The 20,878-nt window shown below is 67.0% G+C and carries 23 protein-coding genes; 10 read left to right on the top strand and 13 right to left on the bottom strand.

Annotated features, from left to right (window positions below):
* Nucleotides 1-3: 3 nt before the first annotated feature.
* Nucleotides 4-1,011, bottom strand: a complete 1,008-nt coding sequence (locus H9Q09_RS05610) for an SPFH domain-containing protein (protein ID WP_024348922.1) — start codon at nt 1,009-1,011, stop codon at nt 4-6.
* Between the two features lie 324 nt (nt 1,012-1,335).
* On the opposite strand from H9Q09_RS05610, the gene H9Q09_RS05605 reads away from it, so the two are divergent.
* Complete coding sequence (locus H9Q09_RS05605; RefSeq protein WP_187390240.1) at nt 1,336-1,734, top strand: response regulator; 399 nt, start codon at nt 1,336-1,338, stop codon at nt 1,732-1,734.
* 113 nt (nt 1,735-1,847) lie between these two features.
* On the opposite strand, the gene hemH is transcribed toward H9Q09_RS05605, so the two are convergent.
* From hemH to H9Q09_RS05585, 4 genes are all read right to left on the bottom strand, one after another.
* Nucleotides 1,848-2,909, bottom strand: a complete 1,062-nt coding sequence (gene hemH, locus H9Q09_RS05600) for a ferrochelatase (protein WP_024348920.1) — start codon at nt 2,907-2,909, stop codon at nt 1,848-1,850.
* 157 nt (nt 2,910-3,066) lie between these two features.
* A complete protein-coding gene (locus tag H9Q09_RS05595) occupies nt 3,067-3,438 on the bottom strand; it encodes a hypothetical protein (protein WP_024348919.1) in 372 nt (123 codons plus the stop codon).
* A gap of 165 nt (nt 3,439-3,603) precedes the next feature.
* Nucleotides 3,604-4,050, bottom strand: a complete 447-nt coding sequence (locus tag H9Q09_RS05590) for a nuclear transport factor 2 family protein (RefSeq protein WP_210310346.1) — start codon at nt 4,048-4,050, stop codon at nt 3,604-3,606.
* A gap of 463 nt (nt 4,051-4,513) precedes the next feature.
* A complete protein-coding gene (locus H9Q09_RS05585) occupies nt 4,514-5,959 on the bottom strand; it encodes a homospermidine synthase (RefSeq protein WP_187390239.1) in 1,446 nt (481 codons plus the stop codon).
* A 201-nt stretch (nt 5,960-6,160) separates the two neighbouring features.
* On the opposite strand from H9Q09_RS05585, the gene H9Q09_RS05580 reads away from it, so the two are divergent.
* The 3 genes from H9Q09_RS05580 to H9Q09_RS05570 all read left to right on the top strand — a co-directional run bounded on the left by H9Q09_RS05580 (nt 6,161) and on the right by H9Q09_RS05570 (nt 7,747).
* Nucleotides 6,161-7,150 carry a small ribosomal subunit Rsm22 family protein gene (locus H9Q09_RS05580; protein WP_187390238.1) on the top strand — a complete coding sequence of 330 codons (990 nt, stop codon included), beginning with the start codon at nt 6,161-6,163 and terminating at the stop codon, nt 7,148-7,150.
* Between the two features lie 68 nt (nt 7,151-7,218).
* A complete protein-coding gene (locus H9Q09_RS05575; protein WP_230785623.1) occupies nt 7,219-7,497 on the top strand; it encodes a BrnT family toxin in 279 nt (92 codons plus the stop codon).
* Nucleotides 7,487-7,747: a helix-turn-helix domain-containing protein gene (locus tag H9Q09_RS05570; RefSeq protein WP_187390237.1), complete on the top strand. Its 261-nt coding sequence runs from the start codon at nt 7,487-7,489 to the stop codon at nt 7,745-7,747. The genes H9Q09_RS05575 and H9Q09_RS05570 overlap by 11 nt, the downstream gene beginning before the upstream one ends.
* 44 nt (nt 7,748-7,791) lie before the next feature.
* Here H9Q09_RS05570 and H9Q09_RS05565 read toward each other — a convergent pair whose 3' ends face one another.
* On the bottom strand, nt 7,792-9,618 hold the full coding sequence (locus tag H9Q09_RS05565) for a M3 family oligoendopeptidase (RefSeq protein WP_187390236.1): 1,827 nt from the start codon (nt 9,616-9,618) through the stop codon (nt 7,792-7,794).
* Between the two features lie 179 nt (nt 9,619-9,797).
* Here H9Q09_RS05565 and H9Q09_RS05560 point away from each other — a divergent pair, with 179 nt between their 5' ends.
* The 3 genes from H9Q09_RS05560 (at nt 9,798) to H9Q09_RS05550 (ending at nt 14,388) form a co-directional block, all read left to right on the top strand.
* Nucleotides 9,798-11,276 carry a sigma-54 dependent transcriptional regulator gene (locus H9Q09_RS05560; RefSeq protein ID WP_187390235.1) on the top strand — a complete coding sequence of 493 codons (1,479 nt, stop codon included), beginning with the start codon at nt 9,798-9,800 and terminating at the stop codon, nt 11,274-11,276.
* Nucleotides 11,277-11,527: 251 nt separating this feature from the next.
* The gene (locus H9Q09_RS05555) at nt 11,528-13,216 is read left to right on the top strand and encodes a DUF882 domain-containing protein (protein ID WP_187390234.1); all 1,689 of its coding nucleotides are present in this window, start codon (nt 11,528-11,530) and stop codon (nt 13,214-13,216) included.
* A 740-nt stretch (nt 13,217-13,956) separates the two neighbouring features.
* Nucleotides 13,957-14,388, top strand: a complete 432-nt coding sequence (locus tag H9Q09_RS05550) for a MucR family transcriptional regulator (protein ID WP_024348910.1) — start codon at nt 13,957-13,959, stop codon at nt 14,386-14,388.
* Nucleotides 14,389-14,564: 176 nt separating this feature from the next.
* Here H9Q09_RS05550 and H9Q09_RS05545 read toward each other — a convergent pair whose 3' ends face one another.
* Together H9Q09_RS05545 and H9Q09_RS05540 are read right to left on the bottom strand one after the other, a co-directional pair.
* Nucleotides 14,565-14,828 (bottom strand): DUF2312 domain-containing protein, encoded by a 264-nt coding sequence (locus H9Q09_RS05545; RefSeq protein ID WP_024348909.1) that lies wholly within the window; start codon nt 14,826-14,828, stop codon nt 14,565-14,567.
* 132 nt (nt 14,829-14,960) lie between these two features.
* Entirely contained in the window at nt 14,961-15,266 is a 306-nt protein-coding gene (locus H9Q09_RS05540; protein ID WP_187390233.1) for a DUF1244 domain-containing protein, read from the bottom strand.
* 295 nt (nt 15,267-15,561) lie between these two features.
* Here H9Q09_RS05540 and H9Q09_RS05535 point away from each other — a divergent pair, with 295 nt between their 5' ends.
* Both H9Q09_RS05535 and pyk read left to right on the top strand, forming a co-directional pair.
* Complete coding sequence (locus H9Q09_RS05535; protein ID WP_187390459.1) at nt 15,562-15,981, top strand: DUF1036 domain-containing protein; 420 nt, start codon at nt 15,562-15,564, stop codon at nt 15,979-15,981.
* Nucleotides 15,978-17,414: a pyruvate kinase gene (gene pyk / locus H9Q09_RS05530; RefSeq protein WP_024348907.1), complete on the top strand. Its 1,437-nt coding sequence runs from the start codon at nt 15,978-15,980 to the stop codon at nt 17,412-17,414. Before H9Q09_RS05535 ends, pyk begins: the two co-directional genes overlap by 4 nt.
* Nucleotides 17,415-17,460: 46 nt before the next feature.
* On the opposite strand, the gene H9Q09_RS05525 is transcribed toward pyk, so the two are convergent.
* From H9Q09_RS05525 to H9Q09_RS05505, 5 genes are all read right to left on the bottom strand, one after another.
* Nucleotides 17,461-18,033, bottom strand: a complete 573-nt coding sequence (locus tag H9Q09_RS05525) for a tetratricopeptide repeat protein (RefSeq protein ID WP_187390232.1) — start codon at nt 18,031-18,033, stop codon at nt 17,461-17,463.
* Between the two features lie 278 nt (nt 18,034-18,311).
* A complete protein-coding gene (gene ykgO / locus H9Q09_RS05520) occupies nt 18,312-18,437 on the bottom strand; it encodes a type B 50S ribosomal protein L36 (protein WP_024348905.1) in 126 nt (41 codons plus the stop codon).
* Nucleotides 18,438-18,611: 174 nt separating this feature from the next.
* Nucleotides 18,612-19,667: a 5-(carboxyamino)imidazole ribonucleotide synthase gene (locus H9Q09_RS05515; RefSeq protein WP_187390458.1), complete on the bottom strand. Its 1,056-nt coding sequence runs from the start codon at nt 19,665-19,667 to the stop codon at nt 18,612-18,614.
* Between the two features lie 41 nt (nt 19,668-19,708).
* The gene (gene purE, locus H9Q09_RS05510; protein ID WP_187390231.1) at nt 19,709-20,212 is read right to left on the bottom strand and encodes a 5-(carboxyamino)imidazole ribonucleotide mutase; all 504 of its coding nucleotides are present in this window, start codon (nt 20,210-20,212) and stop codon (nt 19,709-19,711) included.
* Nucleotides 20,209-20,412 (bottom strand): YdcH family protein, encoded by a 204-nt coding sequence (locus H9Q09_RS05505; RefSeq protein ID WP_024348902.1) that lies wholly within the window; start codon nt 20,410-20,412, stop codon nt 20,209-20,211. The genes purE and H9Q09_RS05505 overlap by 4 nt, the downstream gene beginning before the upstream one ends.
* 208 nt (nt 20,413-20,620) lie before the next feature.
* On the opposite strand from H9Q09_RS05505, the gene H9Q09_RS05500 reads away from it, so the two are divergent.
* Nucleotides 20,621-20,797, top strand: coding sequence for a YdcH family protein (locus tag H9Q09_RS05500; RefSeq protein ID WP_035694417.1), 177 nt, complete (start codon nt 20,621-20,623; stop codon nt 20,795-20,797).
* Nucleotides 20,798-20,878: the final 81 nt, after the last annotated feature.

Genomic DNA, 20,878 nt, shown 5'->3' with positions numbered 1-20,878 from the left:
CGGTCAGCCCTCACTGCCGCCATAGGGGGCGGTGGGAACCCGCGTGCGCGACTTGCCGGCGGTGGGGCCGGCCTGGGGCCGTGCCCCGGCGGTGGCATCGTCGCCGAAGGTCGCCCGGGCGAGTTCGCCGATGCCGGCGATGGAGCCGATCAGCGACGAGGCCTCCAGCGGCATCAGCACGACGCGCTGGTTGGGCGCGGAGGCGAGCTTCCCCAGCGCCTCGGTGTATTTCTGGGCGACGAAGTAGTTGATCGCCTGGACGTCGCCGGCGGCGATGGCGTCGGAGACCAGGCGGGTCGCGGTGGCCTCGGCCTCGGCCAGGCGCTCGCGGCCCTCGGCCTCGCGATAGGCGGCGTCGCGGCGGCCCTCGGCCTGCAGGATCTGCGACTGTTTCTCGCCCTCGGCGCGCAGGATCGCGGCGTTGCGCGAACCTTCGGCCTCGAGGATCTCGGCCCGCTTCTCGCGCTCGGCCATCATCTGCCGGGCCATGGAATCGACGAGGTTCTTGGGCGGGTTGATGTCCTTGATCTCGATGCGGGTGATCTTGATGCCCCAGCTGTTGGCGGCCTGGTCGACGACCCGCAGGATCTTCTCGGAGATCGCGTCGCGGTTGGACAGGAGATCGTCGAGATCCATCGAGCCCATCACCGAACGCAGATTGGTCATCACCAGGTTGAGGATGGCGTTCTCCAGCCCGGACACCTCGTAGGCGGCCGCGGCGGCGTCCAGCACCTGGTAGAAGGCGACGCCGTCGGCGGCGACCGAGGCGTTGTCGCGGGTGATCACCTCCTGGGTCGGCACGTCCAGCACCTGCTCCATCATGTTGAGCTTGCGCCCGACGCGCTCGATGAAGGGCACGATGATGTTGAGGCCGGGGGTGAGCGTGCGGGTGTAGCGGCCGAAATTCTCGACCGTGTAATTGTAGCCCTGCGGGACGATCTTGATCGTCGACAGGAGGACGAGCACCGCGACGAACAGCACGACGAGGACAAGGATGCCCGTTCCCGACAGGAAATCGCCTGCGAACATGAAAAACCTCCGCTGCCGTGACCGTCCCGCATCCTGCTGGGTCGCATCCGGCGATGGCCGCATATCAGGGGAGACGGAAGCGGAACGCAAGGCGCATCTGGGATATCAGTTTTGCTTAGTATAAACGGCCGCGACCGACACGTCATACGTGTCACCTGATGGTTTTCGCGTGGCGGCTTTGCCGAAATCTGTGCAAAGCCTGCCGACGTTCGCCAAGTGTTCCATAAAAATACACATATTGCCGGAACGGGAGGGAACCGATCCGGGGATCTGCGCTTCCTTTCCCGGTTGACGAAAGGGAATGGCATGGCGCGACTGGCACGACCCCGGGTTCTCATCGTCGAAGACGAGCTTCTGATCGCCATCGATCTGAGGATCATGCTCGAGGACAATGGCTACGAGGTCGTCGGCATCGCCAAGGACTTCTTCCAGGTCATGGACGAGATCGCGGCCGGCACGGTGGATGTCGCCGTGGTGGACGTCCGGCTGCGACGCGGACCGAACGGCGTGGCGGTGGCGAAATGGCTGCGCGAGGAGCACGACATTCCCTCGCTCTTCGTCAGCGCCGGCATCGGCGACGCGATGGTGACCGAGGCGCTGGCGGCAAGGCCGATCGGCTTCGTCGACAAGCCCTATGCCGAGACATGGTTGATCGGGCCGCTGAACGCGGCGACCCAGATGCAGAGCGAAGGCCTCAACATCTAGCCCGGTCGCGGCACCCGAGAGGGGCCGCATTCCTCTTCAATAACATTGCTGGAGCCCGCGCCCGATGCGCGACCCCGCTCGCTCGCCGAACGGGGCCGTTTGCGCGTCGGTGGCTAGTCGATCCAGCCGCGCAGTTCGCGGCGGACCATCGCCTCGATGACGTCCATGCCCGGCTCGCTGTCGTTGAGGCAGGGGATATGGGCGAAGTTCCGGCCGCCGGCCTCGTGGAAGATCTCGCCCGCCTCGCCGGCGATCTCTTCCAGCGTCTCCAGGCAATCCGACACGAAGCCGGGGTTGAGGACGGCGATGTCCTTGATGCCTTCCTGCGCCAGCTTCTCGACGGTCTTGTCGGTATAGGGCTGCAGCCATTCCTCCGGGCCGAAGCGCGACTGGAAGGTGGTCATCAGCCGGCCCTTGGGCCAGCCGAGCCGCTCTTCCAGAAGCCGCGAGGTCTTCTGGCAATGGCAGTGATAGGGGTCGCCCTTGCGGAAATAGCTCTGCGGAATGCCGTGATAGGAGCAGATCACCCGCTCCGGCTCGAAATCGAGCGTCGCCAGATGCGTCTCGATCGAACGGGCGAGGGCGTCGATATAGACCGGCTCGTCGTGATAGGCGGGCACGGTGCGCACGGCCGGCATCCAGCGCTTGCCCATCATGTGCTCGAAGAACTTGTCGTTGACCGTGGCGGTCGTCGAGGCGGCGTATTGCGGATAGAGCGGGTAGACGAGGATGCGCTCGCAGCCCTGTTCCATCAGCGCGTCGGTGCGCTCGGCGATGGAGGGCTTGCCGTAGCGCATGGCCCAGTCGACGACGACGCCGGCATCGCCGGCCATGCGGGCGGCGAGCTTTTCGCCCTGGGCCCGGGTGAAGGTGCGCAAGGGGGACTCGTTGCGCTCCTTGTTCCAGATCTCGGCATAGGCCGCGCCGGACTTCTTGGGCCGGGTGTTGAGGACGATGCCGTAGAGGATCGGATACCAGGCGGCGCGCGGCCATTCGATGACGCGCTTGTCGGAGAGGAACTCCTTCAGATAGCGGCGCATCGGCTTGAAGTCGGTGCCGTCGGGCGTGCCGAGATTGACCAGGAGAACGCCGACCTTGGGCTGCTTCACCGGCGGATGACCCTCGGGGAGGGGGCCGATCGAGCGTTCGGCGATGGTCTTGGTCAGGGCATTCATCGGCAGGTCCTTGCGTCGTGTGGCGGGCGGTCGCTCGTGTCCACGGCAGAACACGCCGGGCGGCGCTAGGCGCCCGGACCGACCTCGTGCAAGGCCATATAGGGAGGATTGCCGGCGGCTGGAACCGCCGGCGATGCGATCAGGGTGCGACCGATTTTCAGGCGCGGGCGAGACGGAAGGTCGAACCGTCCGAGGAGGTGCAGACCATCGTGCCGCCGCCATGGTTGCAGTTGGCCGCGATCTGGACGCCGCGGGCGACCGAGGTGAAGTTGAGCTGGATGCGCGAGGCGCCGCTCGAGGTGTAGTTGCCCTCGGCCAGGAGGCCGTTGGTATCGCGCTCGGCGGAGGTGAAGCGGCCGTTCTGGAACACGGCGGTGTAGGCGATCGGGCCACCGGTCGAGGCCCAGCGGCCCTCGACGCCCTGGTAGGCGGCGGCCTGCGGCAGCGGCCGCGACATCTGGGCCCGCTCGCTCTGGCAGGCGCCAAGGGCAAACGCGGCGAGGCTGAGGGTGACGGCGATACGGCGCATGATACGACCTCGATACTGATGCGGCACTCCGGCGACCGCCGATCCGCTAAGGCAACAATGTTCGCGTGGAGACGGCACCGCGCCGCCGCAACGCTTTGAGACGCGTGCCACGCTATCCCAATTTGAAACGGCTGTCATGACGGCAAGCACCGGCATGGGGGCGGTTCAGTCGACCTTCTCGGCCTTGCGCAGGGGAATGACCGAATGGATCGAGCCGATGGTCTCGATGGAGCGGATCCGCGCGTCGGAGGTGAAGGCGAACCAGTACATTGTGGTGCCGGTGATCAGCGTGCCGGTCTTCTCGTCGCGGCGCGTCCAGTCGCAGCGGCTGGCGGCGTTGTCGTCCTCGCAGACGATGCCGCGCAATTCGTAGGAGATGTAGGTGGTGCGCTTCAGCATCTCGTCGAAGAAGGCGCGCGCCTCCTCCTCGCCCTGCAGCCGGAACTCGCCCTCCATGCGGCCGAACCACGGCGCGTCCGACATGGCGGCATTGCTGCGCTGGGACACCATGGCGCCGGGTACGAAGTGACGGGCGATGGAGCCCGCGGCTCCCGCCATCACCGCTTCCATCACTTCCTCGACGATCTTACGCGTGACTGCCGTGTCGACCATGAACTGCTCCGAGCGGAGAACGGCCCGGGCCGCTCTTCCGATTTTCGTCGGGTGACGCAACAAACTCCCACCCGGACGGTCAAACCTTGGATATTCAAGCGGAAAAGCAAGTACCGGGCGTCTCGTTCTGCGGCATCCGCGTGGTGACGTTTGCTCAAGCGACACGATCGCAGCGCCAATTTTGCGGCGAGGCTGCGAAAAAGCGGTGGAAATCGCCGGTTTCCCGACATTTTGCCCATGGCATCGGAGAAGTTTCCCTATGGGAAAATAATTGGGGATAAGGCAGGCGAAAGAACGGCTTGCCGGCGGCTGACGCGTTGTTTCGGCCATTCATGGCTTGAAACGCGCCGCCGGGGCGGGCGATTCGCCTGTCACTGCGCGCTGCGACAGTCGGCGCGCGCAAAGAAAAACCGCCGGCAGATGGCTGCCGGCGGCTGGAGATGGTCAGGCGTGGTGGCTGAGGTCAGCGCACCAGGATGTTGCGGAACTGCCAGGGATCCTTCTCGTCGAGATCCTCGGGGAAGAGGCCCGGACGATCGGTCAGCGGGGTCCAGTCGGTGTAGTAGCCCTTGACCGGGCCGAGATAGGGCGACTGCACTTCCAGGCAGCGCTTGTAGTCCATCTCGTCGGACTCCACGATGCCGGCTTCCGGGTTCTCCAGCGCCCAGACCATGCCGGCCATGACCGCCGAGGTCACCTGCAGGCCGGTGGCGTTCTGGTAGGGCGCCAGCTTGCGGGTCTCCTCCAGCGAGAGCTGCGAGCCGTACCAGTAGGCATTGGCGTCGTGGCCGTAGAGCAGCACGCCGAGCTCGTCGACACCGTCGACCAGCTCGTTCTCGTCGAGGACGTGGTGGACCGGCTGGAACTTGCCGGCGGCGCCGAACACCTCGTGCAGCGACAGGACCGCATCGTTGCAGGGATGGTAGGCGTAGTGACAGGTCGGCCGGTAGGTGACCTCGTCATCCTTGTTGCGGTGGGTGAAGAAGTCGGCGATCGAGATCGACTCGTTGTGGGTGACGAGGAAGCCGTACTGGGCGCCCGGCGTCGGGCACCAGGTGCGCACCCGGGTGTTGCCGCCCGGCTGCTCGAGATAGATCGCCGCCTGGTTGCCCTTCTTGTGGGTGCGGGCGTTCTTCGGCATCCACTTCTCGTGGGTGCCCCAGCCCAGTTCCGACGGCTGCACGCCTTCCGACAGGAAGCCTTCCACCGACCAGGTGTTCCAGAAGACGTTCATCGGCTTCGGGTTCTTGGTGCGCTGGGTGTCGCGCTCGGCAATGTGGATGCCCTTGACGCCGGCCTTCTTCATCAGCTTGGCCCAGCCCTCGCGATCGTCGAAGGTGGGTTCGGTGAATTCCAGGCCGACCTTGGTGGCCACATCCACGAGGGCCTGCTTGACGAACCAGGAGACCATGCCCGGATTGGCGCCGCAGCAGGAGACGGCGGTGGTGCCGCCGGGGTTCTTGCGCTTCTCCTTGCGGACGGTCTCGCGCAGCGCGTAATTGGTTCGGTCGGCGTTCGACAGGCTCTCGTCGAAATAGAAGCCGAGCCACGGCTCAACGACGGTGTCGATGTAGAGGACGCCGAGCTTGCGGCACAGCTTGATGAGATCGAGCGAACCGGTGTCGACCGACAGGTTGACGCAGAAGCCCTGGCCTTCACCCTCGGTGAGCAGCGGCGTCAGCAGTTCCTCGTAGTTCTTGCGGGTCACCGCCTCGTTGACGAAGCGGATGCCGCGCTCGTCGAGCATCTGCTTGTCGGCATCGTTGGGGTCGATGACCGTGAAGCGGCTCTTGTCGTAGTCGAAATGGCGTTCGATCAGCGGCAGGGTGCCCTTGCCGATCGAGCCGAAACCGATCATCACCACCGGACCGGTGATCTTGGCGTGGATCGGATGGTTCTCTTTGGCCATTTGCGAAATTCCTTCGGTTCAACTCGGAGCCGGTCATCGTCACGGAGTGTTCGGGCAAGCCGCTAGAACGTTTCCGTGACAATTGAAAGTGCGCAGCACCGCGGAAGCGGGCGCCGGCGGGCAAGCCGGACCTATCGGGGATGGGCTTGTCGGTTTCATGGCGCAGCCGATACGACATTCTTGCGGAGGCAGGACAGCCCCATGCAGCTTCCCCCGACCCTGCGCGCGGCGCTGGCGGACCGCCTGGACGCGGAATCCTTCGACGATCTGCGCCTCGCCGGTTCGCGGCTGAGCCAGCGCTACCGGGCCGAGACCCGCGACGGGCGCCAGCATCTGGACGGCGAGGCGGCGGTGCTGGCCTATCTGGCGGCGCGCATGCCGGCGACCTTCGCGGCGATCCGGGCGAGCCTCGACGCGGTGGCCGGGCGGCGGCCGGATTTTGCGCCGGTGTCGCTGCTCGACGTGGGGGCGGGGCCCGGCACGGCGCTGTTTGCCGCCCGCGACGCCTATCCCGGCCTGACCCGGGCAACGCTGGTGGAGGCGAGCGCGCCGGCCATGGCGGTTGGCGAGGCGCTGACGCGGGACGGTTTCGCCGACACGGCGGACGCGGGCGATGCCCTGCATGTCGACTGGGTGCGCGGCGACCTCGCCACGGCGCTGGGCGCGCGTGCGCCGGCCGATCTGGTGACGCTCGGCTATGTGCTGGACGAACTGGCGCCGGCGCAACTGGCGCCGCTGATGGCCGCGCTCTGGCGGCTGACGGCGGGGGTGCTGCTCATCGTCGAACCGGGCACGCCGGCGGGCTGGCAGCGCATCCTCTTGGCACGCGATGCGCTTCTTGGCGCCGGCGCGCATCTGGTGGCGCCGTGCCCGCATGCGAAGGCCTGTCCGGTGACGGCGCCGGACTGGTGCCATTTCGCCGAGCGGGTGGAGCGCACGCGCACCCACCGGCTGGCCAAGAGCGCCACGGTGCCCTTCGAGGACGAGAAATACGCCTATCTGGCGGTGGCCCGCACGCCGGCCGCGCCGCCGGCGGCCCGGGTGCTGGCGCCGGCCCGCAAGGGCAGCGGCAAGGTGACCCTCAAGCTCTGCAACGCCGACGGCTCGCTGCGCGACCGGTTGATCACCAAGCGTGAGGGCGACCTGTTCCGCACCGCCCGCCGCCTCGACTGGGGCGACGCGCTGGAGTGAGGGGGCCGACCAATGGGCCGCTTCACTCCACTGGCAGATTGTCCGCGAACAGCGTATAGTTGGCGGGCGTGGTGGAGCCTTTCGACCCCGACAAGGATGCGCGGAACCGTTCAGAACGCGGCTTGTCGCTATCTGTGGGGTTCGAGGTGATCGACGGCGCTCTGATCCAGTTCGAGGACACACGCTTCGACTATGGGGAGCGCCGGATCGTTTGCTTCGGCGAGGTGGCCGGGCGCCTCCATGTCTGCGTCTATACCGTCCGGGAGAGCGGCCCGAGGATCATCTCGGTGCGGAAGGCGAATGCGAGGGAGCAGACACGATTTGGCCGACGATCCAATGACCCGTGACGACAATCCCGACTGGAGCGAGGCCGTCGTGGCGCCGCTGGACAGTGCGCTGAAGCTGCAGGCGATCCGGGCCCGGCTGCGGCTCAGCCAGTCGGCCTTTGCCGCCCTGTTGCGGATCCCGCGCTCGACGCTGCAGAACTGGGAGCAGGGGCGGACCGCGCCGGACAGCTTCGTGCGGCACGTCATCGACGTGATCTACGACGATCCCGAAGGCATGCGGCAGCGTCTGGAACGCGACAGCGCCGCCTGAGCTTATGGCCGGCGGCGCTGGTTTTCCGGTGGTCGTCCGGTGGCTCAGTCCATGGCTTCCAGTTCGTCGATGAAGCCGGAGATCATGGCGAGGCCGCGGGACCAGAAGGCCGGGTCGGAGGCGTCGAGGCCGAAGGGCTGCAGGAGCTCCGAATGGTGCTTGGTGCCGCCGGCCTTGAGCATTTCGAAATACTTCTCCTGGAAGCCGGCCTCGGAGTTCTCGTAGACCGCATAGAGCGAGTTCACCAGGCAGTCGCCGAAGGCATAGGCGTAGACGTAGAACGGCGAGTGGATGAAGTGCGGGACGTAGGTCCAGTAGGTCTCGTAGCCGTCGCCGAGGCGCAATGCGGGTCCGAGACTGCGCTTCTGGATGTCCATCCAGATCTCGCCGATCCGCTCGGTGGTCAGCTCGCCGCCGCGGCGCTCCTCGTGCAGGGCGCGCTCGAACTGGTAGAAGGCGATCTGCCGGACCACCGTGTTGATCATGTCCTCGACCTTGGAGGCGAGCAGCGTCTTGCGCTCGGCCTTGGTCGTCGCCTGGTCGAGCAGCGAGCGGAAGGTCAGCATCTCGCCGAAGACCGAGGCGGTTTCGGCGAGCGTCAGCGGGGTCGCTGCCATCAGCGCGCCCTGGCGGCCGGCGAGCACCTGGTGGACGCCGTGGCCGAGCTCGTGGGCGAGCGTCATCACGTCGCGCGGCTTGCCCATGTAGTTGAGCAGCACATAGGGGTGGACGCTCGGCACGGTGGGGTGGGCGAAGGCGCCCGGCGACTTGCCCGGCCGGATCGCCGCGTCGATCCAGTCATTGGTGAAGAAGCGCTCGGCGATCGAGGCCATTTCCGGCGCAAAGCCCGAATAGGCCGACAGCACCGTGTGGCGGGCTTCGTCCCAGGAGATGTCGCGGCGGGTGGAATCGGGCAGCGGCGCGTTGCGGTCCCAGTAGTCGAGAACGTCCTGGCCGAGCCATTTCGCCTTCATGGCGTAATAGCGGTGGGAGATCGACGGATAGGCGTCGGTGACAGCCTGTGACAGGGCGTCGACGACATTGCGCTCGACCCGGTTGGCCAGATGGCGGGAATCGGCGACGTCCTCAAAGCCGCGCCAGCGGTCGGAGATCTCCTTGTCCTTGGCCAGGGTGTTGGTGATCAGCGTGAAGGTGCGCAAATTCTCGCTGAACACGTTGGTCAGCGCGCTTGCCGCCTTGCGGCGCTTCTCGCGGTCCGGGTCCTGCAGGATGTTGAGGGTCGCCTCCAGCGCCAGATCGTCGCCGTCGACGGTGAAGCGCAGCGAGGTCAGCGTCTCGTCGAACAGCCGGTTGAAGGCGCCGCGGCCGGTGATCGCCTTTTCGTGGAACAGCTCCTCGACGCGGTCTTCCAGCTGGTAGGGCTTGTCGAGGCGCAGATCGACGAGCCACGGGCGGTAATGGGCCAGCGCTGGGTCGCGGTCCATCGCCGCGTCCATGTCGGCATCCTCGATGCGGTTCAGCTCCAGCGGGAAGAACAGGAGCCGCGACGAGATGTCGGTGACCACCGACTGGATGTCGCCGTAGAACTTGGCCCGCGCCGGGTCGGAGGTGTCGCCCGAATAGACCAGCCCGGCATAGGAGATGATCCGCCCGAGAAGCTCCTCCAGCGCCTCGAAGCTGGCGACGGCGGCGGCGAGATCGCCGTCCTCGGCCCTGGCGGCTTCCTCGAGCCGGCCGCGCCAGCGCTCCTGGAACGCCTCGGCATCGGCGCGGGCGCGCTCGACGTCGCGTGTCAGTTCGGGACTGTCCATGGCCGGGTAGAGATCCGACAGATTCCATTCCGGCAGGGCGCCGGTGGCGTCGACCGCCGTCTCGGCGGCGGAAAAGGTCGGTCGGACAGAATGCGTCATCGGGACAATCTCATGGCTTGGCGGGAATACCGGCCGGCGCGGGTCGCCGGACGGTCGTCGGAAAGGATCAAATTCGACTGAAATTGCTGGGACTTTTTTGCCCATTCTCGTTCAGTCGCTTTTTAGCGGTGCGTGTCAATTTGGGTCGTTCTCGCGTCAAGACGAGACTGGAGGCTGACATGAACCGCGTAGTACTTATCGTTGACGACGACCCCATTCAACGGCGTCTGGTGGAAGCCCAGATCGGCCGGATGGGCCTGCGTCCGCTGACCTGCGACGGCGGCCTTGCGGCGCTGCGGGCGCTCGACGCGCACCAGCCCGGCGAAATCTCCGCCGTCATCCTCGACCTGATGATGCCCGACAAGGGCGGCAGCGAGGTGATGGCCGAGATGCGGCGCCGCAATCTCGACATTCCGGTGATCGTGCAGACCGGCAAGGGCTCGATCGACACCGTCGTCGAGGCGATGCGGGCCGGCGCCTTCGACTTCATCGTCAAGCCGGTGTCGCCGGACAAGCTGAAATCGGTGATCGACAGCGCGCTGAAGATGCGCGGCGCGGCGACGCGGCGGACCACGTCGAAGGCGCGCCAAGTGCGGCTCGACCAGGGCGACGCCTCGCCGGCGCTGCGGCCGGTGCTGGCCGCGGCGGCCAAGGCGGCGCGCTCGGGCATTCCGGTGCTGATCTCGGGCGAGACCGGGGTCGGCAAGGAATGGCTGGCCAGCGCCATCCAGGCCGGCGGCGACCGCGCCAAGGCGCCCTTCGTCAAGGTCAATTGCGGGGCGCTGCCCGGTGATCTGGTGGAGAGCATCCTGTTCGGACACGCCAAGGGCGCCTTCACCGACGCCGGCCAGCCGCATGAGGGCAAGTTCGCGGAGGCCAATGGCGGCACGCTGCTGCTCGACGAGGTCGGCGAATTGTCGGCCTCGGCGCAGGTGAAGCTGCTGCGGGTCCTGCAGGACGGCGTCATCGACCCGGTGGGCGGGCGCCAGGCGGTGAAGACCGATGTGCGGATCATCTCGGCGACCAACCGGGACCTGGCGGCCGGGGTGACGGCGGGGCGGTTCCGCGAAGACCTCTATTACCGGCTGAACGCCTTCGAGCTGACCGTGCCGCCGCTGCGCGAGCGGCGCAGCGAGATCGCCAAGCTGGCCCGCCGCTTCGTCGACCGCTACGTGGCGATGGAGCCGCAATCGCCGGTCCGGCACCTGGCGGCCGACGCCATCGCGCTCCTGCAGCGCTATGACTGGCCGGGCAATATCCGGCAGCTGGAGAACGCCATCCACCGGGCGGTGGTGCTGGGCGAGAGCGAAAGCCTGACGGCGGCGGACTTCCCGCAGATCGCGGCGCTGATCGCGGCCGGGCCCGCAGAGACTGAGGCGGCGGCGGACGCCCATGCGGCGGCTCATTCCGGCCACGGCACCGGAGCACCGGGCGACCCGGCGCCGATATCCAACGGCCACGGTCGCACCGAGCCCGCCGATTTCGCGGTGCGCGACCAGAATGGCGAAGTGCGGCGGGTCGAGGAGGTGGAGGCCGACCTGATCCGGCTGGCCCATGCCCAGTATCATGGCCGCATGAGCGAAATCGCCCGGCGGCTGGGAATCGGGCGGTCGACGCTGTACCGCAAGATGCGGGAATACAAGATCGACGCCGATTGATCAGCTTGCGCCGGTCAAGATCTTCCCATCCGGCAAGGCGTTGATTTCACGCCGAAACACCACTATCCCGGCGAGTAAGCTTAATCGGGCCTTAACGCTTTTCTTGCAGAATCGGGAGAAAGTTCGCTGACTGTCATCTTCATGCCGCAGTTTCGGAAAAATTGGACAGGCGACGAGAACGGTCATCGGGGTTGCCCATACCGGCGGATGCGTCCGACGGGCAGGCAAGTGTTTTGAGGGGAAGAGACCGCATGTTCGGACATACCGCTCGCGCCGGCCGCTCGGCCTGGCGCCTCGCGACGTTCGCTGCCCTGGCTCTGCTGATCGGCGGCACGGTCACCGCGGCGAAGGCCGAGACCCGCGTCCTGAAGTTCTACAATCTGCATACCAAGGAGAAGGGCAGCTTCTCCTACAAGAGCAACGGCCGCTACAACAGCGGCGAGCTCAAGAAGATCAACTGGTTCCTGCGCGACTGGCGCAAGGGCGAGCAGACCCAGATCGACCCGCGGCTCCTGGACCTGATCTGGGAGGCGTATCGCCAGAGCGGCTCCAACGCCCTCATCAATGTCGTCTCCAGCTATCGCTCGCCGGCGACCAATTCGATGCTGCGCTCGCGCAGCTCGGGCGTCGCCAAGAAGAGCCAGCACACGCTCGGCAAGGCGCTCGACTTCTACATTCCGGACGTGCCGCTGGCCAAGCTGCGCGAGATCGGCCTGAAGATGCAGGTCGGCGGCGTCGGCTATTATCCCAAGTCCGGCTCGCCCTTCGTGCATTTCGACGTCGGCAACGCCCGTCACTGGCCGCGCATGAACCGCAAGCAGCTGATGGCGGTCTTCCCGAACGGGAACACGGTGCATGTGCCCTCCGACGGCAAGCCGCTGCCGGGCTACCAGCAGGCGCTGGCCTCCTACAAGCAGCGCCGCGGCGGCTCGTCGATCCAGGTCGCCAATGCCGGCTCGGGTTCTTCGGGCGGCGGCAAGACGCTGCTGGCCATGCTGTTCGGCGATGGCGACGAGGGCGAGGACGAGGTCCAGAGCGCCCCGACGCCGCGGGCTCCGGTGAAGGCCGCGGCCGCGCCGAAGGTCGAGGTGGCCTCGGTCGTACCGCAGGCGCGCCCAAGCCGGGATCTGCCGGGCGGTGTCGCCGTGCCGGTCGGCGACCGCTTCGATACGGGTGCGCCGGCCTCGGCTGCCGCCCCCGCCGAGACCGAGGTCGCGGCCCTGATCAATGCTCAGATCCCGGTGCCGACCTGGGCGCCGAGCCGCGCGGTGCCGGCCGACGCCTCCGACGCCCCGGCGGCCCGCGAGGATGCGGTGTCGACCCTCGTTGCCGCGCTCGAGGAGCAGGCCAGCGAGACCGTGGCGAGCGGCCAGATGGCCTATGCGGTTCCGACGCCGGGCGACCGCCCGCAATTCGAAAGCGTGCTCAAGGACAAGCCGGCAACCGCTGCGACGGCGATCGCCAAGGCGGCGCCTGCCAAAGAGACGATGAAGGCCGTGGAGATGGCCGCCAGGGCGCCGAGCCCGCGTCCGCAGATCGACCCGCAGGCCACCAAGCCGGTGCCGGCGCTGATGACCGCAGCGGCATCCAGCGCGCCGAAGCCCCGTCCGCAGCCGGCCGATGCAGCGGTTGCCGCAGCGGCGATTTCGGGCAAGGGCGGCCGCGTTCTCAACGCGGTGGTGCAGGACACGCCGAAGCCGAAGGTGCTCGATCCGCAGGAGGCGATCGCCTCGCGCTTCAAGATCGCGGCGCTCGTCTCCGACACCGACAGCCGGGCCGCGCGCCTAGCGACGGCCAAGCCGGATGCCGGGCGGCTGGTCGGCAATTTGCCGAGCACGCTGTTCGCCTCGGGTTTCGCTCCGGCGGCCAATGCCGGCAAGAGCGACCGCTTCTCGGGCTCGGCCGTCAACTTCCTGCCGATGGTGAAGGTCGGCCAGTAAGGCCGCCGCTCCACCATCCGCGAACGATCAAGATCGTCGACGGCCGTCCGGTGTTGCCACCGGGCGGCCGTTTTCGTTCGGGCATGGCGTGGCGGGACCGGCAACGCGCCGCGGCCGGTGGGCGCGGCCGGACGCGCGGTGGCATGGCGTAGAAGACCGGGGCGCGGCGCCAGTTGACCGACACGTAAAAGTCCGTCGAAGCCTTGTATGGGACGACGAATGCACGTCGTGCGAGCGCTCTCGACTTCGCTGCAGTGCCGAAGCATTGCGATATCCGCGTATCTTCGCAACGGCTTGGCGGCGTTTTCTCAGCTCATCCACCGGTCGAAACTTCAGCGATATGACGCTCGCTGGTCTTACCACCGAAGCAGTGCGATGAGACGCAAAGCAATTCCGGTTTTTGCGGCTCATTGAACAATGCCGGACAGTTTCGCCGCATGGTTGTGCCGGTTGCGGCCTCTTGATGTACGCGCATCATTTAGAGTTGTTCTATAATAAGGCAGACATTCGATATTTCGCGGCTGCTTATTCGCCCCGGCAAGTGTGGACAAAATTGTCGGGACTTAGGGGTTGCGAATAATCCACTTGACATTAAGTAACGCCACATAAATACCAAACATGGATGGTGGATTGCCCACAGGCGAGGCCACCGTTTCGCAATAAACAAACTGCACGAGGCGCGCAGAGGCGCCTGATTCAACAGGCGCAATCGCCACAACTTCGCGCAGCACGGGGTAAAAATGGACCAGATCGAAAACGTCGAAAACAACGAAATGCTGATGGAGCTCACCGCGGAAGTGGTGGCGGCTTATGTCAGCAACAACTCGCTGCCGGTTTCCGAACTGCCTGCACTCATCTCGGACATCTACGGCGCCCTCGGTCGCACGAACAGTGCGCCGCAGGCGGTGCAGGCCGAGAAGCCGAAGCCGGCGGTGCCGGTGAAGAAGTCGGTGACCGACGACTACATCATCTGTCTCGAGGACGGAAAGAAGTTCAAGTCGCTGAAGCGCCACCTGATGACCCACTACAATCTCTCGCCGGAAGAGTACCGCGAGAAGTGGGACCTGGCGCCCGACTATCCGATGGTCGCGCCGAACTACGCCGCGGCGCGTTCGCGCCTCGCCAAGCAGATGGGCCTCGGCCACAAGCGTCGCCGCGCCGCGGCACGCTGAGCCGGCCGCCGCATCGCTGCGGCAGCAACAGAAAAAGCCCGCCGGAGCGATCCGGCGGGCTTTTTCGTGTTCGGGTGAGAGCCTCGGGTGAGGGGGCGCCGGCGTGGATGCGAGCCGGGCCGGATCTCTGGACCGGCGGCCGGCGGCGCGTGGTCGCCGGCGCGGCGCCGCTGGCGCTATTCGCGCGGCAGGTCCGGGGCCATGCCGAGGGCCTGCAGGTAGAGATCGAGGATCGCTTCCTGCTCCTGGCGCTCGTTCTGGTCCTGCTTGCGCAGCGAGATCACGCGGCGCAGCACCTTGGTGTCGAAACCGTTGCCCTTGGCCTCGGCATAGACGTCCTTGATGTCGTCGCTGATCGTCTTCTTCTCTTCCTCGAGCCGTTCGATCCGCTCGACAAAGGATCGCAGCTGATCCTGGGCGACATCGTTCACGTCGGACATGGTGGGTCTCCGTCTGGCACTTTCGCGCAATGAATTGGCCGGGAACTACCAGACCGGGGTGATTCGGGGAAAGCCCGTTGTGCCGCTATGGCACGCGGCGGCCGCCCGACGCGGGGGCCGCGCGCGAAAACGTTACTCGCTCGGGCGGGTCTGCTCGAAGCGCTGCGCGGTCTCGGGGCTCGCCTCGCGCTGGTAGCGGTCGCGCCATTCGCCATAGGGCATGCCGTAGACGATCTCGCGGGATTCGCCCTTGGTCATGGCGATGCCGTCGGCCTCGGCGGCGTCGCGATACCAGTTGGACAGGCAGTTGCGGCAGAAGCCGGCGAGGTTCATCAGATCGATGTTCTGCACGTCGGTGCGTTCGCGCAGATGATCGCGCAGGCGCCGGAACGCCGCCGCTTCGAGCTCGATGCGCTTCTGGTCGTCGATCGGGTCCATGTCGCTCTCCTGTGTCCATCCGCCTCGCGGCGCCTCGCCCCGATATCGAGCCGAAGCGTCTTCGCATCAAGGGTGCGGTGGCGCGAGGCGGCGGGCAGGGGGCCGGCAGGCCGGTTCGGGCTCGCAACCGGCCGGCGGATGATCTAGGACGGCGGCAGCGCAGCGTGGTCATGTCGTTGACAGGTTCGACCGCTATGCGAAAGCTGCCTCTCGTGCGGACACTCTCTCTTTCGGGGAAAGCGTGATGATACCCAACCCGTTTCGCCGGCTGCGCCACGGATTTGCTCTCGGGCTGATGGCCGCCGGACTGTTCCTCGTCTCGGCGCCGCTGACGGTGGATGCCGCCCGCGCCGATTTCCGGGTGTGCAACGGCACCCAGTCGCTGGTCGGCGTGGCCATCGGCTACCGGGCCGAAGCCGGCTGGACCACCGAAGGCTGGTGGCGGATCCCGGCGACGACCTGCAAGGCGATCATCGAGGGTCCCCTGTCGTCGCGGTACTATTACGTGTATGCCGAGGACTCCGATGGCCAGGGCCGCTGGGCCGGGCCGGTGAATCTCTGCATCGCCGAGAACGAGTTCAAGATCGCCGGGGTCAAGGACTGTTTCAAACGGGGCTACCAGAAGATGGGGTTCCGCGAATACGACACAGGCGAGCAGGCCAGCTGGATGGTCCAGCTGACCGAAGCGCCCCGCGAAACAACGGATAGCCAATGAGACGCCATCGCAAGGTCAAGATCCTTGCCACCCTCGGGCCGGCATCGTCCTCCGAGGAGATGATCCGCAAGCTGCATGAAGCCGGCGCGGATGTCTTTCGCATCAATATGAGCCATTCCGACCACGATCTGATGCGCGAGCTCGTCGCGCGCATCCGCCGGGTCGAGTCCGCCGTGGGCCGGCCGATCGGCATTCTGGCCGATCTGCAGGGCCCGAAGCTGCGGGTGGCGAAATTCGCCGAGGGCAGCGTCCAGCTGACGGTCGGCGATGATTTCACCCTCGACGACAATCCCGAGCCGGGCGACACGACCCGCGTCTATCTCCCGCATCCGGAAATCCTGGAAGCGGTGGAGGTCGGGCACCGGCTGCTGATCGACGACGGCCGGCTGCAGCTCGTCTGCACCGAGACCGACAAGCACTCGATCAAGTGCCGCGTCGTCGCCGGCAACAAGATTTCCGACCGCAAGGGCGTCAGCCTGCCGGACACGACCCTGACCACCGGGGCGCTGACCGACAAGGACCGGCGCGATCTCGATGCGGTGCTGGCCGAGAATGTCGACTGGGTGGCGCTGTCCTTCATCCAGCGTCCGGAAGACCTCGCCGAAGCGCGCAAGGTGTCGCGCGGCCGCGCCTTCCTCCTGTCGAAGATCGAGAAGCCGCAGGCGGTGGAACGGCTCGACGAGATCATCGAACTGTCCGACGCGATCATGGTCGCGCGCGGCGATCTGGGCGTCGAGATGCCGCTGGAAGCGGTGCCGGGCATTCAGAAGCGGATCACCCGTGCCGCCCGCAAGGCCGGCAAGCCGGTGGTCGTCGCCACCCAGATGCTGGAATCGATGATCTCCGCCCCGGTGCCGACCCGCGCCGAGGTCTCGGACGTGTCGATCGCCGTCTATGAGGGCGCCGACGCGGTGATGCTGTCGGCCGAATCGGCGGCCGGCGAATATCCGGTCGAGGCGGTCTCGACGATGGACCGGATCTGCCAGCGCGTCGAACTCGACCCGCTGTATCCGGGCATCATCTCGGGCCAGCGCACGCCGCCCGAGGCGACCGGCGCCGACGCCGTGTCGCTGGCGGCCCGGCAGATTTCCGAGACGCTCGGCGTGTCGGTGATCGTCACCTATACGGCGACGGGCACCACCGGCCTGCGCGCCGCCCGCGAGCGGCCGCAGACGCCGATCCTGGCGCTGTCGCCGGTGCTGGCCACCGCACGGCGCCTGTCGTTGGTCTGGGGCCTGCACTGCGTGGTGACGGAAGACGCCCAGGATCTCGACGACATGGTCGACCGGGCCTGCCGCATCGCGGTGGAGCAGGGCTATGCCAAGTCGGGCGAGCGGATGATCGTGACGGCGGGCGTGCCGCTGCGCACGCCGGGCGCCACCAACATGCTGCGCATCGCCTATATCGGCTCGGACGGCCTCAGCGCGGTCTGACGCGGCCGTTCCGTTCAATCGACAAGCAACGGCCCGGCGGTCTGTCTCAGATCGCCGGGCCGAGCAGTTCCTCGGACAGGCGCCCGGCGGCGTCCTGCGCCGAATCCAGCGCCGGGTAGACGGCGAGGACCCGCAGATAGGTCTCCAGCGCCTGTTCCTTGCGGCCGGTCTGTTCGAGGATCATCGCGAGGCCCATCAGGGCGCCCCAGTGCCGCGGCTCGCGCAGCAGGGTCTGCTCGATGTCGACCAGCGACTTGCCCAGCCTGTTCATCGAGAAATTCAGCGTCGCCCGGCGGTTCCACGCCTCCGGATAATGCGGCGCGATGACCAGCGCTTGGTCGAGCAGGTCGAGCGCGGCGGCGTTGTCCTCGCGGGTCATGGCGAGGGCGGCACGCTGCATCAGGAGGTCGATGGTGGCGCTGCCGCTGCGGCGCCAGTGCCGCTCGATGCGGCCGGCAATGCGGCGGGCGGCGCGTTCGTCGGCCTGTTTGCGCAGCTCGGCAAAGAGGCGGTCGAGTTCCTGCTCCGGCGTCTCGTCGGCGACCTGGGGCTCGGGCTCGTCTGAGACCTCGTCCTCGGCGACGGGGGCGCTGCCGAAGGCGTCGGGATTGTCGGTCATGCCTTCATCTGGCGGCGGAATCACCATGGGCGGCGATTGCGAATCGTCCGGTCCGGGCCGGGGCGCGGCCTCAGGCGGACGATCGGGCTCGATCAGCGACGGCGGCTCGCCGTCCTGTGCCAGCGCCGGGGCGAGGCACGGGGCGAGAAAGCAGACACCAAGGGTGAGACAATGAAAAACGCCGCGCATGCGGAGAGGTTAATTCTCCGCAGCGCAGCGTCAATCAGAAACTTCGTGATCGAAGGGGCGGGGACGGGCGAGGCCGGTCCCCAGGGGCATCAGCCCTGGCGCGCCTTGAAGCGCGGTGCCACCTTGTTGATGATGTAGACGCGGCCCTTGCGGCGCACCATGCGGTTGGCGCGGTGACGGGTCGCGAGGGACTTGAGCGAGTTCTTGATCTTCATGACAACACCGGAATGTTAGACGCGAGGATCGGGGCTGGCCGTTCCGCCGCAAAATGATGGGCGCGCCGCAGCGGCACGCCCGGAAAGATTGGTGCCGAAATAGCTTTGCCGGCAGCTTTTGTCAACGCTCCCGGCGCCATTGCGACCGCGCTGTGACGCCCGATTTGCGCTGATTCAGTCCGTCAGCCGGGTCAGATGGCCCATCTTGCGGCCGGGCCTTGCTTCCGGCTTGCCGTAGAGATGGAGGAGGGTGGCGGGCTCGGCGAGAATCGCATCGACGCGCTTCACGTCGTCGCCGATGAGATTCTCCATGACGCAGTCCGAGTGACGTGCGGCGGAGCCGAGCTTAAGGCCGGCGATCGCCCGCACATGCTGCTCGAACTGCGAGACGACGCAGGCCGCCTCGGTCCAGTGGCCGGAATTGTGCACCCGCGGAGCGATCTCGTTGACGAGGATGGTGTCGTCGCCCTGCACGAAGAACTCGACGCCGATGACGCCGACATAGCCGAGCTTGGCGAGGATGCTGGCGGCGACGGCCTTCGTCGCTTCGCCGACCTGCGGCGAGACCCGGCCGGGGACGGTCGAGCTGTACAGGATGCCGAGCCGGTGGACGTTCTCGGCGGGATCGTAGGCGACGACGCTGCCGTCGATGCCGCGCGCCGCGATGATCGAGCATTCGTAGGCGAAGGGCACCTTCTTCTCGAGAATCGCCGGCACGCCGCCGAGGCTCTCGAAGACGTCGGCATGGGGCCCGCCCTTGCGGATCGAGGCCTGACCCTTGCCGTCATAGCCGAAGCGGCGGGTCTTCAGGATGCAGTCGCCGTCGAGCTCGACGAGGGCGTGGCCGAGTTCGGCGACGCTGTCGATGGCGCGCCATTCGGCGGTGGCGACGCCGATGCCGTTGAGAAACGCCTTCTCGACGACGCGGTCCTGGGCGACTTCCAGCGCCTCGGCCGGCGGATAGAGCGGCACGGCGGTGACGGCGGCGCGGATCTGCTCGACCGGCACATTCTCGAATTCATAGGTGACGACGCTGGTGCGGGCGGCGAGGTCGCGCAGGGCGGCGACGTCGTCATAGGCGGCGACGATCTGGGCGTTGGCGACCTGGGCGGCGGGGCAGCCGGCGTCGGGATCGAGCACGATCACCCGGTAGCCGAGCCGGGCCGCGGCCATGGCCAGCATGCGGCCGAGCTGGCCGCCGCCGACGATTCCGATGGCGGTGTCCGGCATGGCGAAGCGCGCTTCGGCACCGGGGGCGCGCGGCGTCCTGCTCACGGGGTATCCACGGGCGCGGCGGCGACCGCGTCGGTCTGGGCCTGGCGCCATGCATCGAGGCGGCCGGCGAGGGCGTCGTCGGACAATGCGAGCACGCTGGCGGCGAGGAGCGCCGCGTTGACGGCGCCGGCGCGGCCGATGGCCAGGGTTCCGACGGGCACGCCGGCGGGCATCTGGACGATGGAGAGGAGGCTGTCCTGGCCGGACAGGGCACGGCTTTCGACCGGGACGCCGAACACCGGCAGCGGCGTCATCGCCGCGGTCATGCCGGGGAGATGGGCGGCGCCGCCGGCCCCGGCGATGACGACCTTGAAGCCGGCAGCCTTCGCGCCGCGGGCGAAATCGTAGAGGCGCTCGGGCGTGCGGTGGGCCGAGACGATCTGCGCGTCATAGCCGATGGCCAGGGCGTCGAGCGTGTCGGCGGCGTTCTTCATCACCGACCAGTCGGACTGGCTGCCCATGATGATGGCGACGAGCGGGGAGAGGGCGGCGTCGCTCATGCGCTGATGTCCGGAATGATCTGATCCTCCAGATCCTGCAGGCGGTCCCGGATGGTCAGCTTTTTCTTCTTCATGCGCTGGACCTGCAGCCGGTCGCAGCCGGTTGCGACCATCGCGTTCACGGCCGCATCGAAATCGGCATGTTCCTGCCGCAGACGCGCCACCTGCAGCCTCAAGGCCGCCTGTTCCTGATCCGCCATTCTGTTCCTTTCAGGCACCGCCGCGTGCAACCGAACCGGGGTCTCGACAATTGTCCAGACAGTCGTGACGGACGATTAGCAAAACCGCCCATCGGACGATAGCGACCGCCGGACCAATCGACAGTGCGACACTCTTGTGACACCGTCGACTGGTTGCTGGCTCCGGTTCGCATTGCGGACCGCGACCTAACTCACGAAGGGAGAAGCCATGTCCTTGGATACCCATCTCGCTACGCTGGAACAACGCCACTCGGCGCTCGACCACGAGATTTCAGCTGCGCTGGTATCGAAACCGGCGATGAGGGATTCGGAACTCCGGGAGATGAAGCGAAAGAAGCTCCAACTGAAGGACGAGATCGAGCGGCTGCGCCAGCCCGCCGGCTGATCTCAAACCTCCCAAGCAATTCCGCCCCGGCACCGGCAACGGTGTCGGGGCGTTTTTTGTCCGGGCCCGGGCGCCGCGCCG

The organism is Aurantimonas sp. DM33-3, from assembly GCF_014334315.1.
GTDB classification, from domain to species: domain Bacteria; phylum Pseudomonadota; class Alphaproteobacteria; order Rhizobiales; family Rhizobiaceae; genus Aurantimonas; species Aurantimonas coralicida.
The sequence above is the reverse complement of the archived record's forward strand: the minus strand, read 5'-3'. Positions and strand labels throughout refer to the sequence as shown.

Excerpts from the sequence above, each read along its gene's own strand:
- H9Q09_RS05605 (WP_187390240.1), top strand. The coding sequence starts at position 1,336 with ATGGCGCGACTGGCACGACCCCGGGTTCTCATCGTCGAAGACGAGCTT.
- hemH (WP_024348920.1), bottom strand. The coding sequence starts at position 2,909 with ATGAATGCCCTGACCAAGACCATCGCCGAACGCTCGATCGGCCCCCTC.
- H9Q09_RS05595 (WP_024348919.1), bottom strand. The coding sequence starts at position 3,438 with ATGCGCCGTATCGCCGTCACCCTCAGCCTCGCCGCGTTTGCCCTTGGC.
- H9Q09_RS05590 (WP_210310346.1), bottom strand. The coding sequence starts at position 4,050 with ATGGTCGACACGGCAGTCACGCGTAAGATCGTCGAGGAAGTGATGGAA.
- H9Q09_RS05585 (WP_187390239.1), bottom strand. The coding sequence starts at position 5,959 with ATGGCCAAAGAGAACCATCCGATCCACGCCAAGATCACCGGTCCGGTG.
- H9Q09_RS05580 (WP_187390238.1), top strand. The coding sequence starts at position 6,161 with ATGCAGCTTCCCCCGACCCTGCGCGCGGCGCTGGCGGACCGCCTGGAC.
- H9Q09_RS05570 (WP_187390237.1), top strand. The coding sequence starts at position 7,487 with ATGACCCGTGACGACAATCCCGACTGGAGCGAGGCCGTCGTGGCGCCG.
- H9Q09_RS05565 (WP_187390236.1), bottom strand. The coding sequence starts at position 9,618 with ATGACGCATTCTGTCCGACCGACCTTTTCCGCCGCCGAGACGGCGGTC.
- H9Q09_RS05560 (WP_187390235.1), top strand. The coding sequence starts at position 9,798 with ATGAACCGCGTAGTACTTATCGTTGACGACGACCCCATTCAACGGCGT.
- H9Q09_RS05555 (WP_187390234.1), top strand. The coding sequence starts at position 11,528 with ATGTTCGGACATACCGCTCGCGCCGGCCGCTCGGCCTGGCGCCTCGCG.
- H9Q09_RS05550 (WP_024348910.1), top strand. The coding sequence starts at position 13,957 with ATGGACCAGATCGAAAACGTCGAAAACAACGAAATGCTGATGGAGCTC.
- H9Q09_RS05545 (WP_024348909.1), bottom strand. The coding sequence starts at position 14,828 with ATGTCCGACGTGAACGATGTCGCCCAGGATCAGCTGCGATCCTTTGTC.
- H9Q09_RS05540 (WP_187390233.1), bottom strand. The coding sequence starts at position 15,266 with ATGGACCCGATCGACGACCAGAAGCGCATCGAGCTCGAAGCGGCGGCG.
- H9Q09_RS05535 (WP_187390459.1), top strand. The coding sequence starts at position 15,562 with ATGGCCGCCGGACTGTTCCTCGTCTCGGCGCCGCTGACGGTGGATGCC.
- pyk (WP_024348907.1), top strand. The coding sequence starts at position 15,978 with ATGAGACGCCATCGCAAGGTCAAGATCCTTGCCACCCTCGGGCCGGCA.
- H9Q09_RS05525 (WP_187390232.1), bottom strand. The coding sequence starts at position 18,033 with ATGACCGACAATCCCGACGCCTTCGGCAGCGCCCCCGTCGCCGAGGAC.
- ykgO (WP_024348905.1), bottom strand. The coding sequence starts at position 18,437 with ATGAAGATCAAGAACTCGCTCAAGTCCCTCGCGACCCGTCACCGCGCC.
- H9Q09_RS05515 (WP_187390458.1), bottom strand. The coding sequence starts at position 19,667 with ATGCCGGACACCGCCATCGGAATCGTCGGCGGCGGCCAGCTCGGCCGC.
- purE (WP_187390231.1), bottom strand. The coding sequence starts at position 20,212 with ATGAGCGACGCCGCCCTCTCCCCGCTCGTCGCCATCATCATGGGCAGC.
- H9Q09_RS05505 (WP_024348902.1), bottom strand. The coding sequence starts at position 20,412 with ATGGCGGATCAGGAACAGGCGGCCTTGAGGCTGCAGGTGGCGCGTCTG.
- H9Q09_RS05500 (WP_035694417.1), top strand. The coding sequence starts at position 20,621 with ATGTCCTTGGATACCCATCTCGCTACGCTGGAACAACGCCACTCGGCG.